This window comes from Mycobacterium sp. ELW1 (assembly GCF_008329905.1).
Lineage (GTDB): Bacteria > Actinomycetota > Actinomycetes > Mycobacteriales > Mycobacteriaceae > Mycobacterium.
Genome location: NZ_CP032155.1, coordinates 2,963,738 through 2,984,158, shown reverse-complemented (window position 1 = coordinate 2,984,158; position 20,421 = coordinate 2,963,738). Strand labels below are relative to the sequence as shown.

General features: G+C 66.9%; 22 protein-coding genes. 10 read left to right on the top strand and 12 right to left on the bottom strand.

The window, feature by feature from the left end:
• Positions 1–4: 4 nt before the first annotated feature.
• Positions 5–1,141 (bottom strand): glycosyltransferase, encoded by a 1,137-nt coding sequence (locus D3H54_RS13930; protein ID WP_149383528.1) that lies wholly within the window; start codon positions 1,139–1,141, stop codon positions 5–7.
• A gap of 102 nt (positions 1,142–1,243) precedes the next feature.
• Here D3H54_RS13930 and D3H54_RS13925 point away from each other — a divergent pair, with 102 nt between their 5' ends.
• On the top strand, positions 1,244–1,594 hold the full coding sequence (locus D3H54_RS13925; RefSeq protein ID WP_286199234.1) for a hypothetical protein: 351 nt from the start codon (positions 1,244–1,246) through the stop codon (positions 1,592–1,594).
• On the opposite strand, the gene D3H54_RS13920 is transcribed toward D3H54_RS13925, so the two are convergent.
• A complete protein-coding gene (locus D3H54_RS13920) occupies positions 1,591–2,499 on the bottom strand; it encodes a dienelactone hydrolase family protein (protein WP_149379532.1) in 909 nt (302 codons plus the stop codon). The genes D3H54_RS13925 and D3H54_RS13920 overlap by 4 nt on opposite strands.
• Positions 2,500–2,583: 84 nt before the next feature.
• Here D3H54_RS13920 and D3H54_RS13915 point away from each other — a divergent pair, with 84 nt between their 5' ends.
• From D3H54_RS13915 to D3H54_RS13905, 3 genes are all read left to right on the top strand, one after another.
• Positions 2,584–3,504, top strand: a complete 921-nt coding sequence (locus D3H54_RS13915; RefSeq protein ID WP_149379531.1) for an SDR family oxidoreductase — start codon at positions 2,584–2,586, stop codon at positions 3,502–3,504.
• 66 nt (positions 3,505–3,570) lie between these two features.
• Positions 3,571–5,370: an N-acyl-D-amino-acid deacylase family protein gene (locus D3H54_RS13910; RefSeq protein ID WP_210419696.1), complete on the top strand. Its 1,800-nt coding sequence runs from the start codon at positions 3,571–3,573 to the stop codon at positions 5,368–5,370.
• Complete coding sequence (locus tag D3H54_RS13905) at positions 5,360–5,830, top strand: nuclear transport factor 2 family protein (RefSeq protein WP_149379529.1); 471 nt, start codon at positions 5,360–5,362, stop codon at positions 5,828–5,830. Before D3H54_RS13910 ends, D3H54_RS13905 begins: the two co-directional genes overlap by 11 nt.
• Positions 5,831–5,835: 5 nt before the next feature.
• Here the strand turns inward: D3H54_RS13905 and D3H54_RS13900 are convergent, their stop codons facing one another.
• Positions 5,836–6,366 (bottom strand): hypothetical protein, encoded by a 531-nt coding sequence (locus D3H54_RS13900; RefSeq protein ID WP_149379528.1) that lies wholly within the window; start codon positions 6,364–6,366, stop codon positions 5,836–5,838.
• A gap of 177 nt (positions 6,367–6,543) precedes the next feature.
• On the opposite strand from D3H54_RS13900, the gene D3H54_RS13895 reads away from it, so the two are divergent.
• Positions 6,544–6,942: a hypothetical protein gene (locus D3H54_RS13895; protein WP_149379527.1), complete on the top strand. Its 399-nt coding sequence runs from the start codon at positions 6,544–6,546 to the stop codon at positions 6,940–6,942.
• Between the two features lie 420 nt (positions 6,943–7,362).
• A complete protein-coding gene (locus tag D3H54_RS13890; protein ID WP_149379526.1) occupies positions 7,363–8,406 on the top strand; it encodes a hypothetical protein in 1,044 nt (347 codons plus the stop codon).
• Here the strand turns inward: D3H54_RS13890 and D3H54_RS13885 are convergent.
• From D3H54_RS13885 to D3H54_RS13875, 3 genes are read right to left on the bottom strand one after another with little or no spacing between them, the layout of a single operon-like run.
• A complete protein-coding gene (locus D3H54_RS13885; RefSeq protein WP_149379525.1) occupies positions 8,403–9,515 on the bottom strand; it encodes an amidohydrolase family protein in 1,113 nt (370 codons plus the stop codon). The two genes, D3H54_RS13890 and D3H54_RS13885, sit on opposite strands and share 4 nt — an antisense overlap.
• A complete protein-coding gene (locus D3H54_RS13880) occupies positions 9,516–10,865 on the bottom strand; it encodes a type I glutamate--ammonia ligase (RefSeq protein WP_149379524.1) in 1,350 nt (449 codons plus the stop codon). It abuts the gene before it with no gap.
• Positions 10,866–10,911: 46 nt separating this feature from the next.
• Positions 10,912–11,409: a carboxymuconolactone decarboxylase family protein gene (locus D3H54_RS13875; protein WP_149379523.1), complete on the bottom strand. Its 498-nt coding sequence runs from the start codon at positions 11,407–11,409 to the stop codon at positions 10,912–10,914.
• A gap of 85 nt (positions 11,410–11,494) precedes the next feature.
• Between D3H54_RS13875 and D3H54_RS13870 the strand changes: the two genes are divergently transcribed.
• Positions 11,495–12,457: an FkbM family methyltransferase gene (locus D3H54_RS13870; RefSeq protein ID WP_149379522.1), complete on the top strand. Its 963-nt coding sequence runs from the start codon at positions 11,495–11,497 to the stop codon at positions 12,455–12,457.
• Position 12,458: 1 nt separating this feature from the next.
• On the opposite strand, the gene bfr is transcribed toward D3H54_RS13870, so the two are convergent.
• Positions 12,459–12,938: a bacterioferritin gene (gene bfr, locus D3H54_RS13865; RefSeq protein WP_036345068.1), complete on the bottom strand. Its 480-nt coding sequence runs from the start codon at positions 12,936–12,938 to the stop codon at positions 12,459–12,461.
• 173 nt (positions 12,939–13,111) lie between these two features.
• Between bfr and D3H54_RS13860 the strand changes: the two genes are divergently transcribed.
• Complete coding sequence (locus D3H54_RS13860; RefSeq protein WP_149379521.1) at positions 13,112–13,303, top strand: (2Fe-2S)-binding protein; 192 nt, start codon at positions 13,112–13,114, stop codon at positions 13,301–13,303.
• Between the two features lies 1 nt (position 13,304).
• Here D3H54_RS13860 and D3H54_RS13855 read toward each other — a convergent pair whose 3' ends face one another.
• Together D3H54_RS13855 and D3H54_RS13850 are read right to left on the bottom strand one after the other, a co-directional pair.
• Complete coding sequence (locus tag D3H54_RS13855; protein ID WP_149379520.1) at positions 13,305–14,060, bottom strand: enoyl-CoA hydratase/isomerase family protein; 756 nt, start codon at positions 14,058–14,060, stop codon at positions 13,305–13,307.
• A 60-nt stretch (positions 14,061–14,120) separates the two neighbouring features.
• On the bottom strand, positions 14,121–15,440 hold the full coding sequence (locus D3H54_RS13850; protein ID WP_149379519.1) for an HNH endonuclease signature motif containing protein: 1,320 nt from the start codon (positions 15,438–15,440) through the stop codon (positions 14,121–14,123).
• Positions 15,441–15,612: 172 nt separating this feature from the next.
• Between D3H54_RS13850 and D3H54_RS13845 the strand changes: the two genes are divergently transcribed.
• Positions 15,613–16,836: an integrase catalytic domain-containing protein gene (locus tag D3H54_RS13845; RefSeq protein WP_149379518.1), complete on the top strand. Its 1,224-nt coding sequence runs from the start codon at positions 15,613–15,615 to the stop codon at positions 16,834–16,836.
• A 56-nt stretch (positions 16,837–16,892) separates the two neighbouring features.
• Here D3H54_RS13845 and D3H54_RS13840 read toward each other — a convergent pair whose 3' ends face one another.
• The 3 genes from D3H54_RS13840 to D3H54_RS13830 are packed head-to-tail and all read right to left on the bottom strand — an operon-like array spanning position 16,893 to position 18,685.
• The gene (locus D3H54_RS13840) at positions 16,893–17,336 is read right to left on the bottom strand and encodes a TIGR03618 family F420-dependent PPOX class oxidoreductase (protein ID WP_149379517.1); all 444 of its coding nucleotides are present in this window, start codon (positions 17,334–17,336) and stop codon (positions 16,893–16,895) included.
• Entirely contained in the window at positions 17,333–18,043 is a 711-nt protein-coding gene (locus tag D3H54_RS13835) for a hypothetical protein (RefSeq protein ID WP_149379516.1), read from the bottom strand. The genes D3H54_RS13840 and D3H54_RS13835 overlap by 4 nt, the downstream gene beginning before the upstream one ends.
• Before the next feature lie 18 nt (positions 18,044–18,061).
• Entirely contained in the window at positions 18,062–18,685 is a 624-nt protein-coding gene (locus D3H54_RS13830) for a PaaI family thioesterase (RefSeq protein ID WP_149379515.1), read from the bottom strand.
• Between the two features lie 152 nt (positions 18,686–18,837).
• Here D3H54_RS13830 and D3H54_RS13825 point away from each other — a divergent pair, with 152 nt between their 5' ends.
• Positions 18,838–20,421: a SulP family inorganic anion transporter gene (locus tag D3H54_RS13825; protein WP_149379514.1), complete on the top strand. Its 1,584-nt coding sequence runs from the start codon at positions 18,838–18,840 to the stop codon at positions 20,419–20,421.

The following is a 20,421-nucleotide window of genomic DNA, read 5'->3' as shown; positions in this document are numbered from 1 at the left end:
ACCGTCAATTCACGGCGTTCCCGTCACGGTCGTGGGCCAAACCGCTCAGCGCCGCCAGCATGCCCGCCGCCGACCGCGGCCAGGTGAACGTCTCGGCCCGTCGCCTGGCGCAGAACCGCCGCTGCTGCTCGGGGCGATCGATGACCCCGGCGACGGCCGCGGCGATCGCGCGCGGATCGTTGTCGGCGCACGCACCACTGTCCGAGGTGAGGATTTCGGACAATGCCGAGGTGCGCGAGACGACCGCCGGTGTCCCGCAGGCCAGCGCCTCCAACGCGGCCAAGCCGAATGTTTCGTGCGGACCGGGTGCCAGCGCGACGTCGGCGGACGCCAGCAAGGTGGCGACGGCGTTGCGCGAGTCGATGAACCCGGTGAAATCCACCGGTAGCCGCGCCGCCTGCCGTTGCAGCCGCGCCCGCATCGGCCCGTCGCCGGCAATCACCAGCCGGGCATCCACACCTGAATCACGAAGGGCGGCAAGTGCATCGATACTCCGGTCGGCATGCTTCTCCACCGACAGCCGGCCGCAGTGCACCAGCAGCACCTGATCCGGGGCGGCCCACCGGTTGCGGGTACGTGTGCAGAACCGGCGGGGATGGAACATGTCCAGATCCACACCCAGCGGCACCGTCACCACGTTCGTCGCGCCGATGCGGTCGAACTCTTCGCGGGCAAAACCGGTGGTACACAGCACCGTGTCGTAGTTCGCCGCGGTGCGACGGTTCGCCAGGTCGGCGATCCGGCGGGCCAGCCGCTTGGGCATGATCTGACCGGTCAACCGATCCAGGCGCTCGTGCGAGATCATCACCGTGGTGACGCCCTGTCGCGCACCCCACCGGCCCAGCGAGCGCAGGGTGAACCGGTCCGACACTTCGATGGCATCGGGCGCCAATCGCTCCAGCAATGTGGTGACCGGCGCCGGCGTCACCGCGCGGTAGCCGCCGGTGAATGGAATCTGTCTGGCGGGCACCGTGATTCGGGTGACTCCACTGGGCAGCACAGTATGGGTGGCGCTCGATCCGGGCACGATCAGGAACACCTCATGTCCGGCGGCGCAGTACTCCGCGCCCAGCCGGTCGACCGCGGTGCGCAGTCCGCCCGACCGGGGGCCGTAGAAGTTCGCGACCTGCGCGACCCTCATCATGGCCGTATCCGATCGTGTGGCGATGTGCGGATGGCGACCCCGGACCTTCCGCGTCTTGAACACGCGGTGAACAGCCACAATTGGTCTAGCGTTGGTGACGTGCAGATTTCGGATGTGTTCCGCGCGGCCTCCGCTGCGATCAATCGCGGCGCGACCGCACTGATCACGTCGCCGCGGTGGGGCCGCATCGTCGGGCTGGGGCTGACCGAGATCCGCTACACGGGCCGGCGCAGTGGCCGCAGCGTGGTGCTACCTGTCGGCTACCGCCGACGCGGCTCAGACATCCTCATCGGTGTCGCGATGCCCGACGGCAAGAAGTGGTGGCGCAACTTCACCGGCGAGGGCGCCCCGCTCACCATCCTGCTCGGCGGCACGCAGCGTCCCGGCCACGCCGTGGCCACCCGGGATGCCCGCGGCCGGGTGACCGTCACCGTCCGGCTCGACGACTAAGCCAGATACCGGCTGAACCAGTCCTGCACCCGGGTCCACGCATCGGCGGCCGCGACCGGGTTGTAGCGAGGTCCGCTGTCGTTGAAGAACGCGTGGTCGGCGTCGGGCTCGACGATCAGGTCGTTGACGAGGCCGGCCTGATTCAGCGCCGCCTTGGCCGCGGGCTCCGAGGACGTGACCCGTTGGTCGAGAGCACCATACAAGCCGAGGACCGCCGCGTTCTTCGACCCGGTGAAGTCCGGGTTCTCCGGCAATGGACCGTAGAACGGCACGGCGGCGGCCAGCCGGGACTCGCCGGCGGCCAGCAACCGCCACACCAGTCCGCCGCCGAAGCAGAAGCCGACGACGGCGAGTTTCTGACCGGGCGTGCGGCGCGCCACTTCGTCGAGCCCCGACCGGAGGTCGGCGACGAAGCGCTCGGGCGGGATGGTGCCCAGCGCGGCGGTCGCGGCGGCGGGGTCGGTGAACGTGGCGGTGCCGCCCTCCTCGGAGAGCAGGTCGATGGCCAGCGCCGAGTAGCCGATCCCGGCCAGTCGGCCGGCGACGGTGCGAACCCAGTCGTTGAGGCCCTTGTTCTCGTGGATGACCACCACGCCCCCGCGCGGGGTGGCGGCCTGTGCCCAGGCGCCCTGCACCGGCCCGCGTGGGCCGGCGAAGGTGATGGGTTCGGTGGGCAGCGCCGTGGCCATGCCGGGCGGTGGCGCCGCGGAGGTCGGTGGGGCTGTCGCCGGTGACGACGATGCGGTCTTCGGTTTGTCGCTGGAGCACGCGGCGATCAGCGCGCCGGCAGCCGCGGTGCCGACGCCCAACAGCGCCAGCCGCCGCAGCGCTTCGCGGCGGCTCAGCAGGCCGTCGACGTGATCCGTGGCAATCTCTTCGGCGATGTAGCGCTGCAATGGAGTCACCTAGGCGAGTATGCGCCTGTTGGGTGAGCGTGAGCTGAAGCAGAGATCGGAACCGGACGTGCAGGCCTGACTAGCCTGGGGTTCATGTCGTCAGAGGCTGTGCTCACCGGCCGGATCGCGGTCGTGGCCGGTGCCACGCGGGGCGCCGGCCGCGGAATCGCCGCCGCACTCGGGGAGGCCGGCGCGACCGTCATCTGCACCGGCCGCAGCAGTATCACCGGGCGCGGCGGTTCTGACTACGACCGGCCGGAGACCATCGAGGGCACCGCCGCGCTGGTCGACGAGCTCGGCGGAACCGGGGTGGCGATCCAGGTCGATCACCTGGACCCCGAGCAGGTACGCGGGTTGGCCGACCGGATCCGGTCGGAGTTCGGCCGTATCGATGTGCTGGTCAACGACATCTGGGGCGCCGAGATCCTCAAGGGTGAGCCGCCGCAGTGGAACCGTCCGATCTGGGAGCTCGACATCGCCGACGGGCTGCGGATCCTGCGTCTCGGCATCGACACCCACCTGATCACCTCGCACGCCCTGCTGCCGTTGATGGTCCAGCGACCAGGTGGACTGCTGGTCGAAATGACCGATGGCACAGCCGAATACAATGCCGTGAACTATCGCATTTCGGTGTTCTACGACGCGGTCAAGAGTGCGGTCAACCGGATGGCGTTCGCGCTCGGTCACGAGCTGACGCCGTACGGTGCGACTGCCGTCGCCGTCACGCCCGGCTGGATGCGCTCGGAGATCATGCTCGAGCACTACGGCGTCACCGAGGAGAACTGGCGGTTGGCGCTCGACGACGACCGCGCCGACGGAGGGCCGACCGCACCGCCGGGTTTCGCGGAATCCGAAACGCCGCGGTATGTGGGCCGGGCGATCGCGGCGATTGCCGCCGACGAGCACAGGTCGCGCTGGCATCAGCGGTCGGTGTCGGCGGGCGATCTGGCACGGGCGTACGGCTTCGTCGATGTCGACGGGCGGCAGCCGGACGCCTGGGCGCACATGGAGTAAACAGATCGAAGAAAGTGTCCACTAAATCGTTGACACTCGTGCAAGCAAACGGTTCTATTGACGCTCGTGAGCTACGACACAATCATCCGCAACGGTCGGTGGTTCGACGGAACGGGCGCCCCGTCCGGGATCCGGGACATCGGCATCCGCGACGGCCGCATCGCCACCGTCAGCCTGCGCCCCCTCGATGTCACCGGTTGCGACGACGTCGTCGAAGCGGGCGGCAGGTGGGTGCTGCCGGGGATGGTCGACGTGCACACCCACTATGACGTCGAGGTGCTCGGTGGTCCCGGTCTGCCGGAATCGGTCCGGCACGGCGTCACCACCGTCCTGCTCGGTTCGTGCTCGCTGTCCACGATCCACGTCGGCGGCAGCGATGCCGGCGATCTTTTCGGCCGAGTCGAGGCGATTCCGCGCGAGCACGTCGTCGCCGCCATCGACGACGCCAAGACCTGGACCACCGCCGAGGGATACGTCCAGGCACTGGAGTCACGGCCGCTGGGACCCAACATCGCGGCGTTCATCGGACACTCCGACATGCGGACCGCCGTCATGGGGCTGGATCAGGCCACCCGAGAAGATGTGCGGCCCAGCGCTGCTCAGCAGGCCGAGATGGAGCGGATGCTCGCCGAGGCGCTGGACGCCGGATTCGTCGGAATGTCGTCGCAGCAGCTGCTGTTCGACAAGATCGACGGCGAGACCTGCCGGTCGCGGACGCTGCCGTCGACCTACGCCAAGCCCCGCGAGCTGCGGCGGCTCAAGTCGCTGTTGCGCAAGCGCGGCCGTGTGCTGCAGTCGGGGCCGGACATCCAGAACCCGCTGAATCTGGTATCGCAAGTGGCGCAATCGATTCCGGTTCTGCGCGACAAGCTGAAGACCAGCCTGCTGTCGGCGGCCGACGTCAAGGCCAATCCGTTCGCCATCCTGATCATGGGCCCCTTGGCCAAAGCGGCGAACAAGTTGGGCGGCGACTTCCGCTGGCAACATCTGCCGGTTCCGTTCGAGGTGTACGCCGACGGTATCGATCTGGTGGTGTTCGAAGAGTTCGGCTCCGGTGCTGCCGCACTGCACCTGCGTGACGAGGTCGAGCGCAACGCGCTGCTGGCCGACGAGGCGTACCGCCGCCAGTTCCGTAAGGACTACGACACCAAGTTCGGGGTGCGGGTGTGGCACCGGGACTTCTTCGACGCCGAGATCGTCGCCTGTCCCGACGACACGGTGGTCGGCAAGTCCTTCGGGCAGGTCGGCATGGAACGCGGTGAGCTGCACCCGGTGGACGCGTTCCTGGACCTGGTGCTCGAGCACGGCACCAAGCTGCGCTGGCGCACCACGATTTCCAACCACCGGCCGGAGGTGCTCAAGAAACTCGCCCGCGACCCCGGTGTCCAGATGGGCTTCTCCGATGCCGGTGCGCACCTGCGCAACATGGCGTTCTACAACTACGGCCTGCGGCTGTTGCGCCATGTGCGCGACGCCGATCGCAAGGGCCGCCCCTTCATGTCGGTCGAGCAGGCCGTGCACCGGATGACGGGTGAGCTGGCCGACTGGTATCAGATCGACGCCGGCCACCTTCGCGTCGGCGATCGGGCCGATCTGGTGGTGATCAACCCCAAGCGCCTCGACAGCCATCTCGACGACTACGCCGAGAACCCCGTCGAGCAGTACGCCGGCCTGCCCCGGATGGTCAACCGCAACAACGATGCCGTCGATCTGGTCCTGATCGGCGGGCGTGCGGTGGTCCGCGACGGCGAGCCGACGCCCGTTCTCGGGTCCGAGCGGACCGGCAGTTTCCTGCGGGTGGGCCGGGCGACGGCGGCACCCGGAAAGACCACGACGACGGAAACGGAGCTGGCGCATGTCAATTGACACTTCGGCGGTACCCACGGATGTGGCCCAGACCGTGTTGGGAATGTGGAAGGCGCTGTCGAACCGCGACTGGGAGACGTTGAAGACGTTCCTGTCCGACGATTGCATCTATGTCGACATGCCGGTCGGCCCGATCGCGGCAGCGCGCGGACCCGAGGACATTGTCAAGCGCCTCAAGGTCGGGCTGGAGCCGCTGGCCGGCTACGAGAATCACGACGGTGTTCTGGTCAGCAACGGCGTGGACGCCATGTACGAGCACTCCGAGACGTGGACGTTCACGACCGGCGAGCAGGGCGTGCTGAATTTCGTCACGGTGCACAAGGTCGCCGACGGCAAGATCACGCTGTGGAAGGACTACTGGGACATGAACGGGCTGACGAGCTTCGCGCCGCCGACCTGGCTCGAGGACCTGGCAGGAGCCGACACGTCGTGGATCTTCGACGCCACCGGCCTGATCTGAGCCCGCTAGCCCAGCTGGACCGATTCCCCGAGATCCTGATCCAGGATCGTGCCCGCCCGACCCATCGCGGCGTTGCCTGAGCGCAGGAACTCGAGCAAGTGCCGAAGTTCGTTGGAGTCGATGTCGTCCGTTGCCGCCATGCAGAAGTGCATCGCCACGTCGTAATCGGAAAGCCCGGCCTGGAATTCGGCGCCGAAAGCCGGGTCAGGGGGTGGCATGTGGCCCTGCAGTCCAGCCACCCCGTCGTGGTACTTCGAGCACGCCGTACTCAGCGACACGACGTCGTTGGCCTGCGCTGCCGCTGACACCGCCGCCGTTGCCGACTGGATTGCCCTGACATGGTCCTGCACGTTGTCCCACCACGCCTGCATCGACTGCCGAAGCGGCGGGGTGGGCGGTGCGACGGTCCGGGTCTGCGTGAGCGTCGACGGCGCGGCGGTGACCACGCTGGTCTTCATCGGCGGGCCGACCGTCGGACCGCACGCGGTGAGGGCCATCGCGGCGATCCCGGCGACGAGCATCCGTGGCGAGCGCATGGGAACCAGCGTCACCCCATGGCAGCGGTATCGGGAGGGTCCAAGGGCCCCGATAATCCCGACCCGACGGCCGGCACCTCGAGGATCTTCGAGGCGAACGGGCTGATCTGAGCACCAGCCCGGGCCCACGACGCTAGTCTGATCAGGCCGAACCGGCACCGTCGTCAGGAGGCATAGATGCGCAGGGTCGTCATTGGGTCGATTGTCGCGTCGGGACTGCTGAGCGTGGCGATACCGCTCGCCGGACCGGCGTCGGCGACCTCATGCCACTCCCCGAACTGCGTGCCGAATGTCGCGCAGAACGTCGTCGGCGGAACACCCTGCACACCGAGCCCGGGCTTCGTCTTCGGGTTCGACAGTCAGAAGAACACCCTCATCTGCGCGGCCAGCGGCACGTGGGTGGCGACGGGACCGCTGGTCGGTGAGGCGGCCAACGCGCTGCCGTGCACCACACCCGGAACCACCGCGCAGCAGCGGGTGGCCGGTGACGAATGGGAGCCCAAGGTCTACGGGGTGCCGCTGATCTGCACCGGGCCGGCCGACTTCGCGCACTGGATGCACTTCCCGCCCTCCTGACCAATCTGCCGGGACCGGTGCTACCGCCGGCAAAGAAATACGGAATTCCGTTGGCACACAGCGTCTTCCCAGGTAAGTCAATGTCATACCGACCGTGACACTTCGTAGATCGGCCGGAAAGCAAATCTGCGCCGCTCGACGAATCATGCTGTGATCACAGCTATTCCGCGGACGATCCGGGGCCAGCAAGAAACCCGCGAGGACAGAGCCGCCGTGCCGAGCGTCCCCGCCGAAAGCTCACGGCGCGGTACACGACCGGCGAGTTCGCGGCGATGTAACTAGGCAGCGAAACTAAGTGGATGCCGAATCTGTTGCGCATGCAACGGCAAGTATTTGCGATCGCATCTTTTACTTACTTCGGGGTAAGTTTCGGAGTTACTTTGCCAGTGGGTGTTCGATCCCGACTCGAAAGGGGCCCCCATGCATACCGCAATCCGTTCCTATGCCACCGCCGGCGTGGCTCTACTCGGGGCCGGCGCAATCGCCATGACTCCGGTCTCCCCTGTTTCCGATCCATTTGATGTTGCAGCACAACGTATTTCGAACATCGATGTGGGCTTGGTCGCCTTGGTCGATCCGATCACCGCGTATTCCAATCTGGTCACCCACACGGTGGCCAGCTTGACCGGGCTCGCGAACGAGATCGCCGCCGACCCGTTGCCCATCCTGCGCGCGATGTTGGCCAACGGCGCCGGCAATGCCCAGCTTCTCGGCACTGCCCTCAACCAAGCCGGAGCCGCATTGACCGACCAGCTGAAGGCCTTGCCCGCGGCGCTGCAAACCACCATCACCCAGTTGCGCGACGGTCAGGTCAGCGACGCGATCGTCGGCCTGTTCGGCACCGGCACCGGCCTGCTCCTGGGTCCGGCGCTGCCGCTGATCGGCGGCGTGGTGCCGGTCATCCAGAACATGGTCGCCAACTACAACGACGTCATCCAGAACGCGCTACCGCTCGTCCTTGCCTCAGTCGCGCTCACCCCGATCTACCCGATCAACGCGACGGTCTCGGCTTTCGCGGCGCTGGCGCAGAACGTCGTCGACTCGATCTCGTCGCGCGACATCACCTCGGTGGTCGAGGACTTCGTCAGCGCACCCGCGGTATTGACCGACGCCTTTCTCAACGGATTCCCTGGTGGCCCAACAGCGTTCATCGATCCGGCTGGCGGTCTGCTGTCCGGCGCGACCGTCGGTTTCGGGACCGTCGAGAATCTGCTCCAGGCCGCCAAGGCCATCGCGGCACAGCTGACCCGGCCCGGTCCGCCCGCATCGCTGCACCTCGCACTACCGCACCTGCTGCCGAAGGCGAGTGCGGCGACGGTGACCCTGGCGCCGGTCGTGACCAAAGGTGTCGCCGGCCCGGCACACAAGGCCGCGTCAAACACATCCTCGACCGGTCACGCCAAGGCGCAGGCGACGAGCAAGGGCACCGCTGGGTCCAAGCGAACGGCGAAATCGGGTCGCTAGAGACCGTAGACGCGGACGGCGTTCTCCCGCCCGATCAGGTCGACAACCCGGATCGCGTCGGCCTGGCTCCACTGGTCACGCGCCACGAAGCCGGCGAGGACCGCGGCCGTCCCCGCTCGCCAGAGCCGCGAACCCAGATAGTGCAGCTCGGCCGGGCCGAACGCATCCGAGGAATACAGGATCTTGCGAAACGGGGCCAACTCCAGAGTGCGTGCGATGAAGGCTTCGGCGCGGGCGCCGAGGTGGTTGATGCTCAGACCGACATCGAGGTAGACATTGTTGAAAGCCTGTGCCAGATAACCGGCTTCCCGTTCGTAGGGATAGCAGTGCAACAGGACGATCGGCGTACTGCCGGACTGGCGCAGCAGGTCCAGCAAGTGCATCGGATTGGTCCGGTGCAGATCGCAGTCGCGGTCGCCGAGGCCGACGTGGAACTGCAGCGGCTTGCCCAGCCGAAGCCCTTCGTGCACGCCGAACCTCAACAGTGTGCGGTCGGCCAGCCGCACTCCCCCGGCGTCGCGCCAACGGGCTGCCGCGGCACTGACATCGCGCGGGTCGGGGTCGGACAGATCGCCGTCGAAGCCGCCGCGATAGGCCAGCACCGTCTTGGTGGCGACCGCGGTCTCGCTGCGCTGGTGCAGGATCCGGCGGAACGCGTCGGCGTAGTCGCCCGGGGATGCGGCCGCCTGCTCGGCGACCTGCTCGAGGCGCACGATCTCGCCGACCGTGCCTCCGGATGCGTCGGCGATCTCGGGCAGCCCGGCGATCCCGCCGGGCAGGCCGGTGTCGACCAGCCAGTCGCTCACCCCGGCGGCCGGCAGGAACAGCCGTGCCAGTTGCTCTTCGGTCAGCTCGCTGCGGCGTTCCCAATAGCGCTGCGGATCAACATGTTCGGTGAGCCCCAGGATCGGACCGCAATGAGCGCGCACCGCGAAACCGAGTTGAGTGTCGAAGCCGGAGTCGAAGTCGGCAAGCGGCTCGATGTTGGCCTCGTTGAGCCCGTTTTCGAAGCGCCTGCGGTCACCTGGGGTCAGCCAGTAGCCGTGGACGTGGTTGTCCACCAGGCGGAGACCGGCGATGTGGTCGTCGAGCGCCGAGGACGCGTGCACTCATAAACTCCAGGCCATCCGGAACTTCTCGGTCAGCGCCTCGGAGTCCAGGTGCGAGTACATTTCGTGCTCGTAGCGGCGGACCGCGACCAGTACGTCGACGGCGGGATCACCGAGGATCGCCCGCAACCGGGCCGACCCGTCGAGTGCCGTGATCTCCTGTGCCTGGTCGGTGCTCAGCGCTACGGTTCCCGCGGCGGTGCGGTCATCGTCGGACAAGGTGGCCGGGTCGACCGACGTCTCGGGCGGCAGTGCGGTGCCGCTCTCGATGCCGTCGGCCGCGAGTCCGAGGATCGCGGCGGTGGCGAAGTACGGATTGGCCGACGGGTCGACAACCTTGACCTCGACGTTGGCCCCGTACGGGTTGCCGTGTCCACCGCGGACGAAACGCACTGCCGCTTCCCGGTTCTCGGTGCCCCAACACGCGTAGGCGCCGGCCCAGTTGCCGGGTTCCATTCGCAGACCGGACACGATGGACCCGCAGAAGATCAGCTGCGCCTGTGGCAGCCCGGAGACGATGCCGCCGAGGGCATGCTCCCCTTCGGGGGTCATCCCCTGCGCGCCGGTCCCGCCGGAGAACACCGGGGTGTCGGCTCGTGACAGCGAAAAGTGTTGATGCGCGCCCGAACCCACGCTCCCGGCGAACGGCACCGGTGACAGGCTCACCCGCAGCCCGTACTTGCGGGCCACCCGGCTGATGATGATGCGGGTCAGGATCAGCTGATCGGCGGCGGCCACCGGCGACTTCGGGGCCAGCGAGATCTCGAACTGGTTGATGCCGTACTCGGGATGGAATTGCTCGATGCCCACACCGGACGTCGCGGCCGCGGCCGTCACGTCCCGTACGAAACCCTCGTATTCCAGCACGCCGGCCAACCCGTACTGCGCCCACAGGTTGCCGGGCAGCCGGTTGCCGTCGGGATCGACCAGCAGGAACTCGATCTCGTGCCCGACCAGCGCCTGGAGGCCGGCGTCGGCCAACCGCGCCTCGATGCGCGCCAGCGTTCCGCGCGCGCAGGCCGGGACGGGGTTGCCGTCCTGGTCGAAGAACGAGGCAGGTGCCCACGCCAGGCCATCTCCGATGACCCGCAATGCGTCCAGATCGATGCGGACGCGCTGGTCGCCGACAACGCTGATGCCCGGCGCGAAGGCGATCCCGGCACGGTCGATGGCGAACCCGTGGGTGACCGGGCTGAACCCCAGCCCGGGATCGGCGAACGCGTTGATCCGGCGGGCCGGCACGGTTTTGGCGTGGGTCAGGCCGGCGGGATTGACGAACGTTCCGACGACGGTATCCACCCCGTCGGCATCCAATTGCCCGATAGCTGCGCCGCCCGGCGGTGTGGTCATGGCAGCTATTGTGCCGACCGCACCCGCCGGATGCGACGAATAGCGGCTACGCGCGGCTCGGCAGGGTCAGCTTGCAACTCTGGCCGATGTCCAGCGTGCTGAGCATCCGGCCCATGCCGACCCACATCGCGCAGGACAACGTCAGGTCGGCCATCAGCTCGTCGGAGAAATGCTCGCGGGCACGATCCCAGAAGTCGTCGTCGTATTTGAGCTTGGCCCAATCGGTTCCGAACCGGTGGGCGAACTCGGCGGCGATGCGCTCCTGCTCGCTGTAGCCCTCCCACGTCTTCCACTCCAGCACGTGGTCGTAGAGCTCCTCGTCCACACCGGCCGCCGGACCGTCGGCGTCCCGGGTGTTCTGACACAAGACGCATTCGTTGTCCTGGGCGATCACCGCACGGGCCAGCTCGCGCACCCGCATGGGCAGCCGGTTCTTGTCGCTGTAGACCGCCTGGGAGAAGGCGGCCATTGCCGTTCCCAGGTCGGGAGACTTGACGATCCAGCCCGCGACGTCGTCGTCGGGAAAGTTTCCGATTCGGCTCATGGCGTGATGGTACGCCGGGAGACGCAGATCTGGAACGTGTTCTAGTTCTTCACCGACGTGGCGTGAGCTCAGGGACAATACCGGGGTGAACTCTCTCCCGGGCCGGCGTGCGCTGGTCGGCGGTCTTGCGGGGGCGGTGGTTGTGGCGGCGGGCTGGCGGGCCAGGACGATGCTCCGGACGCGACCGGGGGGCACACCGATGACGCTGCCCAACGGCATGCGCATCCATCAGTGGCAGCGGATCGAAACCAACTTCCTGTACCCGGAGATCTTCGGCCCGGACTCGGTGTACGCGAAGGGCGACTACATCGACTTCCAGCCCGGCGCAATCATTGTGGACGCCGGCGCGAACATCGGCATGTTCACCTTGTTCGCGGCCCTGCGCTGCCGCGGCGAGGCGGAGGTGTTCGCGTTCGAACCGATTCCCACCACCTACTCGGTGCTGGCGGTCAACGCCGAGGCCGCCAATCGCGGCGAGTACTCCGCGGTGATGGGCGCCCGACCCGGTGCGTCCCTGATGATCCACCCGATCAACCGCGGACTGTCTGCGACCAGCGAGACGGCAGTATTCCAGCACCACCCCAACTTCTCGCTGTGGAGCACACGGGATGCCGAGTTCGCGCGGCAGCGACTGGACCGGTTCGTCGCCGATGTGGCGGGTTTCATCCCCGTCGCTCCCATCGCCGTCCGCCGGGCGGCGGTGCGCCCGGTGGTCGCGTGGATGGGCCGCACCACCACGGTGACGGCCACCCTGGTCCCGCTGTCGTCGGTCATCGAGGAGTACGGCCTGACCCGCATCGACATCCTGAAACTCGATGTCGAGGGCGCCGAAATCGCAGTGCTGCAGGGCATCACGCCGACCCAGTGGGACATGGTCCGTCAGGTGGTTTTGGAGGTGGAGTACTTCGCCACCAAAGACGTGATCATCGAGATGCTCGAAGCACATGGGTTCACCACGTACTGGTACGCCAGTGAGCGCGAGCGTTACGGCGCCGTGCAGAGCGAAGTGTGCATGGTCTACGCGTGGCGGGCCGAAGACCGCTCGTAGGTTACTTCGGGGGTCGTGACACACACTGCGCGGAGTACAGCTCCACGCCCAGCTTGTCCATCAACTCGAGCTGCGTCTCGAGGTAATCGATGTGGTGCTCCTCGTCGGCCACGATCTCTTCGAAGAGGTTGGCCGTGGTGGAGTCCAGCTTCTCGCGGCACACGATGATGGCCGGCTTGAGCCGGGCGACCACCTCGTACTCGATGGCCAGGTCGCTCTCGAACTGTTCGCGCAGGGTCTGCCCGACGCGAAGCGAGCCGAGCCGCTGGTAGTTGGGCAGGCCGTCGAGCAGCAGGATGCGATCGGTGATGGCCTCCGCGTGGCGCATCTCGTCGAAGGATTCCTCGCGGGTGTGCTTGGCCAGCTCGGTGAAGCCCCAGTTGTCCTGCATCTTGGAGTGCAGGAAGTACTGGTTGATGGCGGTCAGTTCACTGGTCAGCTGCTCGTTGAGCAAGCGAAGAACTTCCGGATCACCTTGCATGACTTCTCCCCGCATCTGCTGACTGCCTGGCTGCCGGAATCACCCTAATGCAAGGACGAGGGCGGTTTTGTTCAGCTGAACGAGACGGCATGTTGTAGGGGTACCTAACTAAGGTTAGTCTCGGCTAATATGACCGGTGTGCGACGCCGCCCTGCGACGAGAGTGAACCGCTGATGTACGTGTGCCTCTGCGCGGGGGCGACCAGCGCCACGGTCAGCGAGGCCGTTGCCCGCGGCGCGTGCACGTCCAAGCAGGTCGCCGCGGCATGCGGTGCGGGCGGCGATTGCGGCCGGTGCCGCCGCACGGTGCGGGCCATCATCGAACAGCATTTCGCGTCGGTCGGCGACACGGCACGGGCGAGCTGAACTACGACTTTCCGCGGTGGAAATCCGCCAGCGCCTCGGCGTTGGCGGCGGCGCCCATCAACTTCTCGAAGAGGGCGTTCTCCCGCGCGGTGGCATCGGCGATGCCCTGCCGGAACGGCGCGACCATGGTCTGCTTGACGGCCATCAGGCTCGAAATAGGCCGGGAGGCAAGCACTTCGGCGTGCTTTCGGGCATCCGCGATGAGGTCGTCGGGCTCACTGACCCGCCAGACCAGACCCATGCGCAACGCTTCGGCGGCATCCACCCACTCCGAGGACATCAGCAGCCACGCCGCGTTCTGCCGACCGATCAACTGCGGCAACAGGTATGACGACGCCGCCTCCGGAGCTACCCCCAAGCTGGTGAAGGGACATTTCAGCCGCGCTGTCGACGACATGAACGCCAGGTCGGCGTAGCCCAGGATCGTGGTGCCGATACCCAGGCCGACCCCGTTGACCGCACAGATCAGCGGCTTGGGGAATTGGCTCAGCGCGGTGATCAGGCCCGGGAATCCGTGCGCGCCCTGGACGAAGTCGGGATTGGTGATGCGCTCCTGCATGTCGCCCAGATCCTGGCCGGCACTGAATGCGCGGCCCGCTCCGGTGATCATGACGACGGCGACCTCGGGATCGTCGGCGGCGGCGAGCAGTGCCTCGGCGGTGGCGTCGTAGAGGGCCTCATTGAAGGCGTTGAGAGCGTCCGGGCGATTGAGGGTGATCGTGCGGACCCGGTTCTCGTCGTCGATGAGCAGCGTCACGCGGCACACCCTAACGGTGGGGCGCGCTGCGGCGTGCAGCCACAGCCCGGCAGGTGAGACCTAGCTCCCCAGTAGTCGTTCGGGGTGGTGGTAGTCGTTGACGCCGCCGCGCAGCATGGGTAGGTGTGGTGGGGGGATCCATTCGGTGTCGCCGTTGGCGAGTTTTCGGGTTTTCCAGCCGTGGTCGAGGAGTCGGTGATCGGCCGGGCAGGCCAGGGTGAGTGTGTCGATGTTGGTCAACCCGCCCTGGGCCCACTCGTCGACGTGATGGACTTCGGTGAGGTAGCCCGGTGCATCACAGCCGGGGCGGGTGCAGCCGCGGTCCTTGGTGTGCAACATGATCCGCTGATCAGCCGAAGCCACCCGTTTGGTGCGGCCCAGCCACAGGGCCTGCCCGCGCACCCCGTCGAACAGAGCCAGGTAGTGGTAAGCGTGGCTCGCCATCCGGATGACGTCCGGGATCGGCAGCAGGGTGCCGGTGGCGGTGACCGCGTGCCCGGTCGTGGCCTGAAGGTCCTGCAGGGTGGCCGAGACGATCACCGTCACCGGTAACCCGTTGTGCTGCCCCAACTTCGGGTCACCGAGTTGACCACGCACCAACGCGGTCAACGCATCGTGCTGACGTTGGCCGTGGCTGCGCAGGTCACGGTCGGCCACCTCCTCGGATGGGCTGAGGGCAGGTGTCTGGTCGGCGGGGTTGCACACCCCGGGTGCGGCGAACTTGGTGAACCAGGCATCGAGCAGGGAGCGCAACTCCGGCGTGGCGATCAGCCGGCCCACACTCATCCCGTCGACCTGTTGCCCACCGCACCAGACGAATCCGCGTTTGCGGGCCCGGTCCTCATCGGAGAACGTGCCATCGGGGTTGAGGTGCAGTGCGAGCCGGTGGGCGATCTTCTCCAACTGATCGGGCCGCAACGTTTGGGCGTGGCCGGCCAGTGTGCGTTCGGCCTTCTCCACCTCCGCCGCCGGGACGTGGTCGGGCAGATCACGGAAGAACTTCTGGATCACCCGCAGGTGCTCGGCGTCCAGTAGTCCGGCATCCCAGGCTGTGGCGGTCTCGGGTAGCAACGGGGGCAACGGTTCCCCGGTCAACGCCCGACGCGGCGACACCTGCTCGGCATCGCGGATCCGGCGTTTGGCCTCCCGCGGGCTGATCCGCAACACATCGGCCAGGGTGATCGCTACCGGTGGGCAACCCTCGACGTGTTCCAGCCGAGAGATCAATGCGTGAGAGACCGCGACCTGCTGGCGCCGTGCGGTCTCCCACTCTTCGAGCACGACAAAACGATCAGTAGGGGAAAGCTCATCGAAATCGACCGCAGCCACGGACTCGAGATACCGATCCCGTGCCTCACGCACAGCGTCGACCACGCTCACACTTCGAACACTAGTGCGAACCTCCGACAGAAATGGATCCCGTAAAACACGCGTTGACTCATCTGAAATGCGCGCGAAGGGCGGCGAATTCGTTGTTCGTTGCCTCACTGAAAATGCGCGCGTGCGGCGTGCCTAGGTGAACGGTCAGCAATGTCGTCGGTAGGCCCGGGTGATGGGGTTGACGTTGGCCGAACGCAGGGCGGTAACCGAGGCGATTGCGGTTCGCTATGTGCGAGCCGACAAGCGGGCCAAGGGCGTGATTCTCGATGAGTTGTGTGCCACGACCGGCTGGCATCGCAATCACGCACGTAAGGCGCTTATGGCGGCGTTGACGCCGAAAGTCGCGGCCTCGCAGAGGCCGCGACCAGTGAAGTACGGGCCAGAGGTCATTGCCGCGCTGACGGTGTGCTGGACGGTGCTGGGGATGCCGGCCGGCAAGCGATTGGCGCCGATGTTGGGCGAATTGGTGGCGGTGTTGCGCCATTTTCAGGAGTTGGTCATCGATGACCAGACTGCAGCGTTGGTGGTGTCGATGTCGGCGGCCACCATCGATCGACGGTTGGCTCCCGAACGGCGCAAACACCAGCTCAGGGGGCGTGCCACCACGAAGCCAGGGTCGCTGCTCAAGAGTCAGATCCCGGTCAGAACCTGGGCCGACTGGCAGGACGACCGGCCCGGTTTCGTCGAGATCGATTTGGTCTCCCACGACGGAGGCTGCGCCTGGGGTCAGTTCGCCTTCACGTTGACCGTGACCGATATCTGCACCGGGTGGACCGAGAACCGCTCCATTCCCAGCAAGGCGGCGACATGTGTCTTCCGCGCACTCAAAGTCATCGTTGAACGGATGCCATTCCCGATCCTGGGGGTGGACTCCGACAACGGAGCCGAGTTCATCAACACCCACCTACTGCAGTGGTGCGTGGACAACGAGATCACCTTCACCCGGGCGCGGCCGGGCAATAAGAACGACGGCTGTCACGTCGAACAGAAGAACTGGGCGGTGGTCCGCACGGTGGTGGGCTATCACCGCTACACAACAGCGTCAGAGATGTTGTTGCTCAACGAGATATGGCAGCTGCAGTCCCAACTCACCAACTACTATCACCCGCAGCAGAAACTGGTATCGAAGGTCCGTCACGGTGCGAAGGTCACCAAGAAGCACGACGAGGCAGCCACTCCGTTTCGGCGCTTGATCACCCACCCGTCGATGGTCGACGAAGACCGGATCCTCGCGCTGACACTAGCCCAAAGCAACATCAACCCCGCCGCCGTCCAGCGCCGGATTCACGCATTGACCAACCAACTCCTCATCTTGACCACCAGCAAACCGGGAGACAGCGTCAACAAACGCGCACTCATACACAAGGCAGCCAAAACTCCTACGCGCGCATCTTGACATGAGGCAACAGGAAACAGTCTGGGGATGAAAGCGGATCTGGGGATAAACCCAGGTCAGCCGTTGGAATACACCCGGGTCGGCGCCACCAACACCACGACGCGGCCCTGCTCGACCATCGTCCGGTCGTATTCGGCCCAGTTGTCGTGCGTGCCACCGCAAGCGGTGAACACCTCACGCAACAACAGCCGCAACTGGTCTGCCGACGCCAGCCACCCAGGCTGGTCGTCGGGACCGGCGAGTTCGGCCCGGCCCTCCACCGACGCCCACTGCCAGCCGTCGCGGAACGTCAACGTCACTGCGGGCCGGGCCCGCAGGTTCGCCAGCTTGACCCGGCCATAGGTGACGAAGCCCAGTACCGGTTCGCCGGTGGCCGGGTGCGCGACGATCCCCGCGTTCACCAATGACGCCTGAATGGTGTCATCGGCGCGCAGTGTCGCGACCACCGCCAGGCCCCGGTCCGCCTGGGCCAGCGTGACTGCCTCGTCCAGCGTGGTCATGGCTGCTCAGCCACGAACGGACTACGAAAGTTGTACCGGCTGGTCGGCACCGCGTCGATGTTCACGTTCGCACCGAATGCCGCTGTGCTGGCGACCATCTGCTCCATGCGGCTCTGCAAGTCGGCATCGTCGGCGGCGCCGAAGAATGCGTGCAGGCTCCCGACCGCCTCGATGGGGAAATGCTCTTCGACGATCGCGTTGATCACTGGGGCGTCCTCGGTGATCGCGCGCACCACATAGTTCTGCACGTAGGTGAACGTCGACTGGGTCGCGATCGCCACCGGCGTGTGGTTGCCGTGCCAGCGAGACAGCCAGGTGCGCTCGTCCATGTCGGACGGCCGGCGCAGCAGCGCCATGTTGGCCAGCCCAGGCGAGCGCTCCCCCGGCGGGGTCGACGGCGGCGGCAGGGGCGCGGACTCGGTCACCAGGTACGCGGCGATCTCCTCGGCGTAGTGACCGAGCAGTTCCAGCGCCATCAGCATCTGGTCGCCGTAGTACTGCTGCGTCCACACACTGACCAGCCCCTGGACCGGTGGATCCAGCGTCGTCAGCGTCATCATCGACTCGCGAACGTCGCGGTCTCGGACGTTGATCGTCAGCCCCGGCAGCCCGAGCGCGAGCAGTTCCTGTGCGACCGGCCCTCGCAGTTGTTCAGCCCACTCGTCGTCGGCCGCACCGGTGCGCAGCGTGACAATCACCTTCTCCATGGCGCGAACCTACCTCAGTCAGTCGCGCAGCCAGCGCGGAGTGATGAAGACGCCCTCGGCCTCCACTGTGATGCCCTCGGCGTCGGAAATATGGCCGGAGACAAAGGTTTTCACACCGTCGACGCGGGTGATCTGTGCTTCCGCATGCAGCGGCCCGAGCGGGCAGGCCCGCAGGTACCGCACGGTGATGCTGCCGGTGAAGCGGGGTTTGGCGTCGGGACTGGCCGCCTCGCCGAGCACATGATCCAGAATCAGCGCCGACACTCCCCCGTGCACATGTCCGGGCGGGCCTTCGTAGGCCGCACCGAGATGAAAGTCGGCCCAGCGCCGGTCATCCTCACCGCGGTGGATCACCAGCGGCGGGGCGGTCGGATTGCGCAGACCGATGACGGCATTGCCCCAACTGATGCTCCGTCCCGACGGGGTCCGTTTCACCCCGAATGCGCCGTCGATCTGCTTGCTCCGCAGCCGGGCCGTCGCCGCGTCGATGTCGGCCTTCACCGCGGCGACGGTCTCGGCGTCCACCTCGGTCCGGATCGTCGCATCGACCAGCTCACGCACCGAGACGGCCAGCGGTTCGTAGATCGCCCGCAGCCGTTCGATGTCCTCGGCGGACAGGTCCTCGACGGTGAACTCCAGCACCTCAGCACTAGAACATGGCGCCGCCGCGCTGTCGAACGAGGGTCTCGCCGCGCACTAACACAAACGACACACAACTGACCCCTGGTTGGAACGCTGGCGTCGAGAATCACCAGGTAGCGCTCGACGTCCCGACGCGCCAGAAAGGCATGCCGATGAGCACCGACGTCACCGAGCCCGCGACACCGTCGAGCGAGCTGAAGATCCCGTGGTGGACCCGCGGCGATCTCAACGCCTTCTTCGGGCTCGGATTCAACATCCTGGTCAACGTCCTCACCCTGACCACGCTGATGATCGGCGTCGTCAAGCTGCCTGCCGACGATGTGCTGGGCACCGTGCTGCCCGCGCTCGGCGTGGCCCTCGTGCTGGGCAACCTCTACTACACGTTCCTGGCCCGGCGGCTGGCCCGGCGCGAGAATCGCACCGACGTCACCGCCCTGCCGTACGGGCCGAGCGTCCCGCACATGTTCATTGTGGTCTTCGTCGTGATGCTGCCGGTCTACCTGGCCACCAAGGATCCGATCGAGGCCTGGAAGTCAGGCCTGGCCTGGGCGTTCATGATCGGCGTCATCGTCATCATCGGCGGGTTCGTCGGCCCCTACATCCGCAAGCTCACCCCGCGCGCGGCGATGCTGGGCACCCTGGCCGGCATCTCGATCACGTTCATCTCGATGCGCCCGGCCGCGCAGATGTGGGAGGCCGCCTGGATCGGCCTGCCGGTGCTGGCGATCATCCTCATCGGCTTCTTCACCGACGTGAAGCTCCCGGGCAACATCCCCGTCGGTCTGGTGGCATTGCTGGTCGGCACCGCGATCGGCTGGATCGGCGGGTTCATGTCGGCGCCCGATGTCAGCCAGGCCGTCTCCGACATCGCGATCGGCATCCCCGACCTGCGGCTCGATCTATTGGGCTCGGGCCTGGCGCATCTGGCTCCGCTGCTGGGCACCGCAATCCCGTTGGGCGTCTACAACTTCACCGAGGCGATGAGCAACGTGGAGAGCGCCGCGGCCGCGGGTGACAACTACAACCTGCGCAGCGTGCTGCTGGCCGACGGCGCCGGCGCGGTGGTCGGCTCGGCGTTCGGCTCCCCGTTCCCGCCTGCGGTCTACATCGGCCACCCCGGCTGGAAGGACGCCGGCGGCCGCGCGGGCTACTCCCTGGCCAGCGGCGTGGTGATCGGTCTGCTGTGCTTCCTCGGATTGTTCGGGGTACTGGCCGCGCTGCTGCCGGTGCCGGCGATCGTCCCGATCCTGCTCTACATCGGTCTGCTGATCGGCGCGCAGGCCTTCCAGGCCGTGCCCCGGTTGCACGCGGTGGCAGTCGTCGCTGCGCTGCTGCCCAACCTGGCGCAGTGGGCCAGCGGGCTGATCGACAACGCCCTGAACGCGGCCGGAACATCGGCGGCCAAGGTCGGCATGGACGCCCTCGGCGGCGCCGGCGTGGTCTACGACGGGCTGCAGACCCTCGGTGAGGGCGCCATCCTGGTCGGCCTGCTGCTGGGCACGATGGTGACGTTCATCCTGGAGAAGAAGTTCCGCTACGCCGCACTGGCGTCGGTGGTGGCCGCGGCGCTGTCGTTCGTCGGCCTGATCCACGCACCCGAGATCGCGTGGGCCGCCAATCCCCAAGTGGCGCTGGGTTATCTGTTCTTCGCGGTGGTCTGTCTGCTGTACTCGCTGCTGCCCGCGGCGAAGGAGCCGGTGACCGTCGACGAATCCGACATCGTCGCCGGGCACTAG